Consider the following 6,348-nt stretch of genomic DNA (forward strand, 5'->3'; position numbering starts at 1 on the left):
GATGCTCATCATAATTAAAAGTCCCGGTACAAGTAATTAAATTCAGGTTTCTTTCCGAACTCTGCCCAAATATTTTTTCGATAGGAGCTTCTTCATTTTTATAGCTTTCTTTCGCCTTGACCTTAAACGTTTTTCTTTTCCATTCTCATCAAAAATGGTGAAGATCTCCCCGATTTCTATGTCTTTTAAATAAAAGAAGATGGCTGGGCCTTCTTTGCTGTCTACATGGCCGGCAATGACTGCATTGCCTTTGGCACCTGGCTTAACTCCTCTGTCAAACCACCCCGTGATATCCGTTTCTTCCGGAACTTCCATTTCTCCATTATCCAGAAGTCCTACCGGGGTGACACCTGTATCGATATCCATACTCGGGATTTTGATCCGGGCAGGGACAATTCCCTCTTCTTGAATCTCCATCTCTTTTTCATATTGAGCTTTCTTTTTTTGTAAAGAATCAAGAAGAACAAATTCATCCTCTTTATGGACAATTGGTTTTATGCCCGTATCCTTTTGTGGAACCTTTTCAACTTCAGCAGCTTGCTCCTCCGGTTTAGATTGCGGAATTGCTTTTGGCTCCTCTTGTGCCAAAGCTTGGTATCCAATGACTCCCGCAGTCAGAATGATGACCGCAAACGCAGCTAAACGTTTCTTCAACATAGCTTTCCCTCCTATTTATAAAGCGTAAGCACCCCGTTCAGACCCGACAGGCAAATGTTCCTTTTATCCTCTCAGGGTTATTTGACCCCGAGGGGCTGGGGTGCTGAAGCTGGATTGATATAAAGCGTAAGCACCCGTCAGACCCGACAGGCAAAATGTTCCTAAGAGAAAAAAGGATGTTTTCCTTTTACTCTCTTAGAAATATTTTACTTGATTTTCAAACCAGGTCTTTAACTTCCTTTTTTAGAAAAAGAGGAGAGCATGAAATACTCTCCTCATTATAGATTATTGTTGGTTGGCAAATTTATTTTTGATCAGATATCCTCCAGCAAGAAGGACTGCTGCTGCAAAGGTAATCCAAGCTGCCATAGGCATTGGCTTTTCAGCTGCACCGCCCATACCTGTATTAGGCATTTGGCTTGGCATTTCAGCTGATGCAAACTCGTCAGGCATTTGCTTCACGATGGCATCTCCAAGAGCCTGGCCGATTCCAAATGTGAAGGCATATCCTTCACGGAAAGTATTCATGCTTGTTTCATAATCTTCTGCAACATAGCTGTCAAAAGTTTTCAGGACTTGATCTTCATGTGTCATAAGTGCTTCAACAGCTGCTTCTTCCGGTAAGTTTCCTTCAGTAGCAGTTGAAAGGAAAGTACCGAATTCTTCTGTGAACATTGTCAGGCTTTCACGGGCTTCCTCAGCAGCAGCTTCGTCACCTGCTACTGTTGCCGCAACCAGCTCAGCTTGTGCATTGATGTGATCGCTTGTCCAAAGCTTTTTAAATTGTGCCGCACCCTCTTCACCATAGATGGATTGGATGGCTGCTGTATACTCTTCAGTGTTCATATCTTCAGCCCAAGTTGCAATGTCATAATCCGGAGCGCCTTTGACTCCTTTTTGCATGCTCATTGCTGCTAAAGCAAAGTGTTCTGCAGTCAGCTTATTAAGAGTGGAACGCAATTCAGCTGCAGGTGCATCAACTTTTGTATTCTCGAATTTCTCCGGCATTTGCGTTACGATCGCACCTGATAACGCCTTACTGATAGTGAACATTCTGTCATAGCCTTCGTTATAGTTTTCATAGTAGCCTTTGTAGTCTTCTTCTACATAGCTGTCAAACGCTTCAATGACATCCTCTTCGTGAGCTGCCAATACTTCTTTTGCAGCATCTTCAGGCAGGTTTCCTTCCGTTGCAGTACTAAGGAACGCAGAGAACTCATTAACAAATTCAGTCACTTCCGCTTCAGCTGCTTTTCTCGCTTCTTCGTCACCTGACTGTGCTGCCTCTACAAAAGCATCGGAATACTCAAGATGGCCTGCAAAAATTTCCTGGAATTTTTGCGCTCCTTCTTCGCCGTAGACAGAAGCAATAGCCGGGGTCATATCCAATGCATTTTGATTTAACGCGTCATATGCCTGTTTTTCATCCGGAGCATCGTTATAATCCTTAACCATGGCATCCACCGCTAATACAAAGTGTTCAGATAACAGCTGATCTAAGGTAGTACGCAGATCCGATGCCGGTGTGACGACTGTTGGTGTTTCCTCTGCCTGTGCAGCCGCTGGTATGATCAATGATAACCCCAATACTGGTGCTGCAACTTTTTTAAGTAGATTCTTTTTTTCATGATATAACTCTCCTCTTCTCTATATTTTTTGTGTTCTGATAAGCTAACGAACCCTCTTCCGATTTGGATCACTTCTTTTTCAAAAAATCGAGAATTTTTTTAAAAATGATAATAACCCTCCCCGTCTCGAATTCTATTTCACAAAGCTAACGTAACAAGTATTGGAATGGATCACTTTTTTCATTTTTTATTTTCCATATGCTATCTAAGAGACTGCTCGAGTGGATCACTCGTTAATAATCTATGGAATTTATTCCTAAGGTACTGGGCATGGATTGCATATAATTTATCCATTGAGGTAGATTTATTCCTTACTAAAAAAGATGACCCCTGCTCACAACAGGAATCACCTTCTTTAATAGTTTACTTTTAAAAATATTCTCAACCCAAACATCAATCACAATTCTGAAGCTAAGACTACATTTCCTTGAGGGAGCTGGCTGTCGGCATCCGGCTCATGTGATACAGCGACCATATCCCACTCGGTGTTTTCAAAATTTTCATTGAAATTGAATACGACCGATCCTCTTCCGTCTTCTATGGTAAACGTACCGGCACGTTCAGGCTTCTCATCTTTTATCAGCCATACCTGGTACACTTCGTCATCCCTCAAACTTCTCAAATCAGAAGCCTGGACGACCAGCTTTGTTTCGTTTCCTTGCTTGACAATGCTTGCCGTTCCTTTTGCATTGCCTTCTACTGCAGCCATTTCTGCGTATTTTACCACTCTGTCAATCGATTCCTGTACTTCTGCTGTGTCTTGCTGCTCACCAAGCTGGGTGAAGAAGTAGGCATTTCCTAACAGGGAAACCGCCAAGAGAGCGGCTACAGAAGGGAACATCCATTTGTTTCGTTTTGGTGCCGACTGTTGGAAAGCTGCTTCCGGTTGAGCCTCATCCTTAAGAATAGCATCGAACACTCTGTCCTCTAAGCCGGGTGGAGGGGCAATTGGTTCGGATGCATAAGGAAGATATTCCTCGAGTTGCTGCAACTGTTCGAGATCCAGCTTGCACTCACTGCATTCTGCTAAATGCTTTTCGAATCGGTTTCTCGCTATATCTGATAGGTGTCCATTGTAATAATCAAGTAATTGATCGCAAATTTGTTCCGTCACTCAAAATGCCCTCCTTTCCCTTGCAGACATTGATGCAGATGCTTTAAAGCCAGCCTAATTCTCCCTTTCACAGTACCAAGCGGGGTATCTGTGGACCTGGAGATGGCCTGCTGTGTCTTTCCTTTATAATAAACCAGATCGACGATTTGCTGCTGGTCTTTTTTAAGGAGCTTTATGCACTCGCGAACCGCACTTCCTTTTTCTTTCCATTCCATTATATCTTCCGGTGTTTCGTGGGTGATCCTTAAAGAGTCTTTTTCAATATATTCTACTGACTCATGCCTGTTTCGTTTGCGGATCGCATCGAGGCTTGCATTCCTGGTCATCGTCAACAGCCAGGATGAAAATTTGCCCTTGCTGCGATCATAAGGAGCATGCTTCTTCCAAAGCTTCAGGAAAACCTCCTGAATCACTTCCTCTGCCACTTCATGATCTCCTGTCATTTTGTATGAAAATGAATAAATCAATTTTTCGTATTTTTGATAAAGTTTTCGCAATGCTGAGGAATCTTTATTCTGCAAAACTTTTTGATATAAATCAATATCCTTAAGTTCTTCTGACATAAAACGCTCCCTCTGTTTATCTGACTTGGTTGCTTTAAGGATACCTAACTAAGGCCTTCAACTCAATTTATTAGTAGGCTAACGAAATAAAAGCATTATTGGATCATAAAAAAGTTTAAAAAATTTTCTGGATGGGTAAATACTTTGTTTTTTCGCAAACATAAAGCCTCTCTGTCACCTAGAGAGGCTTTTTCATCCTGCTAATTGAAGAATCCATGCAATATGCCAAGCAGGGTAAAGATCACAAGATGATCCCCAGCTGCTATGGAGAAGGATTTCCACGACAGTAAACCAAAAAGAGTGTTTTTCAGATAGAGCAGCGTAACCAGCATACCGATGCCAAGCCCCACAACAGCTCCCCCTGCTGCACCATCAAATCCGAAAGCCTGGACAGCCAGACCTGTAAGAAAAGAACTGACAAAGGCAAGGATCACTGATGCGATATATTTCCCCGGCCCTTCACTCTGCGTACTGCCGGCCGATTTCTTTCCTACAGTAATTGAATAATAAACAGCGCCATAAATTATATAAAGGACGCCTCCTGCCAGAATACCTGTAATAGTTAATCCATCATAGAACAACTTCTATTCCCCCATATTTTCACTTTGGTTCAATGGCCAGTCCGATTGCCCTGATCCTGCAGGAGAAATCCAACCCTTCCCCTACTGCCACATCTACAAATTCGATAGGATTGCTTAAGTACTTGTACCCCGACCTCGGAAGCCAATAACTATATAGTTCCGAATAGCATTCAATTAATTTTCCCCGGTCATTATAGGAAACAGGTTCCTCAAACTCGTACAGTACATGATCTCCGCCACGGAATAACACCGGCTCTTCTCCGTAACTTTCAATTTCAGTAACAGAAACTGCTGCCCTGCAGTCATACCGGCTCTTATCCGGAGGCGTGATATAAGGATTGCTCCTTGGCACACCAATCATGGCAGTACCCTCTTTCATCAGCCCCCTTGCTTTGGACCAGGTATAGAGATCCTCCCAGACAGAAGGTATCCCGCTGACATAAGAACCAATATGGTATCGGTTGATGGTGTGGTAATCAGGGATGTGAACAACTTTCACTTTATTCAGGTCAAGCCATTTAAAATCAGTATAGCCATTCTTTTCATCTGGCGCTTTCGTATTATTGCGAAAAAGTTTAGAATTCTTGCTATCAAGATATTCCCGTGGAAAACGTTCCAGGTATCCACCTTCTCTCCACGCTTTAGGACTGAGGCCAAAGTTTTCACTGAAAGAGTAGGTAAAGTAAGACAAAGAAGAAAACCCGCAGATATAAGCTATTTCTGTAACAGGCATGCGGGATTCATAGATAAGCATATGAGCGGCATTTTCAAGGCGCAGCCTCTTTACATAACCCGCCGGTGTCTCCCCCATGGTCTTCTTGAACAATCTTTGAAAATGATATGGTGAATAATCTGACACTGCAGCAAGTTTTTCTAAGGGAAGTTCGTCACTTAAATGCACTTCTATATATTCTAAAACTTTGATAATGTGTTTTTCAGATAGATTATTATTCATTATGTATCACCCCGGCGTCTTGTATCGTATAGGTTCATTATATAGTAGTTTACGGATAAGGAAGGACTCAATTCATAGATTGTTGTTAATTGAGGAAAGGATGAAAGTAATACTATTAACTCATGAAGCTAAGAAGATAGTGGCATGATTAGCCAGAAAACGTACCATTAACTTATGGAGCCCAGAAGATAATGGCATGATTAGCCAGGAAACGTACCATTAACTTATGGAGCTAAGAAGATGATGGCATGATTAGCCAGGAAACGTACCAATAACTTATGGAGCTGAGAAGATAATGGCATGATTAGCCAGGAATCGTACCATTAACTCCAGAAGCTAAGAAGATAATGGCATGATTAGCCAGGAATCGTACCATTAACTTATGGAGACCAGAAGATGATGGCATGATTAGCCAGAAAACGTACCATTAACTTAGGGAGACCAGAAGATGATGGCTTGATTAGCCAGGAAACGTACCATTAACTTATGGAGACCAGAAGATAATGGCATGATTAGTCAGAAAACGTACCATTAACTCCTGAAACTAAGAAGATGATGGCTTTAGCCAGAAAACATACCATTAACTCCTGAAGTTAAGAAGATGATGGCATGATTAGCCAGGAAACGTACCATTAACTCCTGAGACTAAGAAGATGATGGCATGATTAGCCAGAAAACGTACCATTAACTTATGGAGCCCAGAAGATAATGGCATGATTAGTCAGAGTACGTACCATTAACTTATGGAGACCAGAAGATGATGGCATGATTAGCCAGGAAATGCACCATTAACTTATGGAGCCTAGGAGATGATGGCATGATTAGCCAGGAAACATACCATTAACTTATG

The 6,348-nt window shown here is 42.0% G+C and carries 6 protein-coding genes; all 6 read right to left on the reverse strand.

The genetic code is table 11. The features are described from left to right. Nucleotides 1-42: 42 nt before the first annotated feature. The 6 genes from B9Z54_RS07215 to B9Z54_RS07240 all read right to left on the reverse strand — a co-directional run bounded on the left by B9Z54_RS07215 (nt 43) and on the right by B9Z54_RS07240 (nt 5,498). Nucleotides 43-657 (reverse strand): class F sortase, encoded by a 615-nt coding sequence (locus B9Z54_RS07215; protein WP_113927752.1) that lies wholly within the window; start codon nt 655-657, stop codon nt 43-45. A gap of 285 nt (nt 658-942) precedes the next feature. Then, nucleotides 943-2,244, reverse strand: coding sequence for a copper amine oxidase (locus tag B9Z54_RS07220; protein ID WP_113927753.1), 1,302 nt, complete (start codon nt 2,242-2,244; stop codon nt 943-945). Nucleotides 2,245-2,682: 438 nt separating this feature from the next. Further along, entirely contained in the window at nt 2,683-3,399 is a 717-nt protein-coding gene (locus B9Z54_RS07225; RefSeq protein WP_113927754.1) for an anti-sigma factor, read from the reverse strand. Then, a complete protein-coding gene (locus tag B9Z54_RS07230; protein WP_113927755.1) occupies nt 3,396-3,962 on the reverse strand; it encodes an RNA polymerase sigma factor in 567 nt (188 codons plus the stop codon). The genes B9Z54_RS07225 and B9Z54_RS07230 overlap by 4 nt, the downstream gene beginning before the upstream one ends. A gap of 200 nt (nt 3,963-4,162) precedes the next feature. Further along, entirely contained in the window at nt 4,163-4,543 is a 381-nt protein-coding gene (locus B9Z54_RS07235; protein ID WP_113927756.1) for a DUF1761 domain-containing protein, read from the reverse strand. Nucleotides 4,544-4,562: 19 nt separating this feature from the next. Further along, on the reverse strand, nt 4,563-5,498 hold the full coding sequence (locus tag B9Z54_RS07240) for an AraC family transcriptional regulator (protein ID WP_113927757.1): 936 nt from the start codon (nt 5,496-5,498) through the stop codon (nt 4,563-4,565). Nucleotides 5,499-6,348: the final 850 nt, after the last annotated feature.

The organism is Bacillus sp. P14.5 (assembly GCF_003316765.1).
In the GTDB taxonomy this organism is placed as follows: domain Bacteria; phylum Bacillota; class Bacilli; order Bacillales; family Bacillaceae_B; genus Rossellomorea.

What these genes read in the sequence shown, in the direction of transcription:
- B9Z54_RS07240 (WP_113927757.1), bottom strand. Translation starts at nt 5,498, where the DNA reads ATGAATAATAATCTATCTGAAAAACACATTATCAAAGTTTTAGAATAT.
- B9Z54_RS07215 (WP_113927752.1), bottom strand. Translation starts at nt 657, where the DNA reads ATGTTGAAGAAACGTTTAGCTGCGTTTGCGGTCATCATTCTGACTGCG.
- B9Z54_RS07230 (WP_113927755.1), bottom strand. Translation starts at nt 3,962, where the DNA reads ATGTCAGAAGAACTTAAGGATATTGATTTATATCAAAAAGTTTTGCAG.